Annotated in this window: 1 pseudogene; it reads left to right on the forward strand. The window is 71.9% G+C overall.

From position 1 onward, the window contains the following. Positions 1-366 (forward strand): annotated as a pseudogene (locus J0695_RS39600) (DUF2567 domain-containing protein); the annotation flags it as partial.

The following is a 366-nucleotide window of genomic DNA, read 5'->3' on the forward strand; positions in this document are numbered from 1 at the left end:
CGACGGACGAAGGCCCCGGGCTCAGGACCGAGCTCTGGCAGGCCGTGGTGGTCGCTGTGGCGGTGGCCGTCGTGGGCTTGCTGCTCGGGGTGCTCTGGGCGTGGCTCGCGCCCAAGGTCCCGCTGATCTCCGACGGCAAGGCCGTCTTCCTGAAGAACAGCGAGGGCGAGGAAGCGGTCGGTGCGGACGGCACCTTCATGCTGCTCGCGCTGGCCTTCGGTGTGGTGACCGCGGCTGCCGTCTTCCTGTTCCGGCGGAGCGGCGGTATCGCGCTGGTGCTCGCTCTCGCGGTGGGCGGACTGCTTGGCTCGGTGCTGGCGTGGCGCGTGGGGCTGCTGCTCGGGCCCGACGACGACGTGATCGCCG

The organism is Streptomyces beijiangensis, assembly GCF_017315755.1.
Taxonomy (GTDB): Bacteria; Actinomycetota; Actinomycetes; order Streptomycetales; family Streptomycetaceae; genus Streptomyces; species Streptomyces beijiangensis.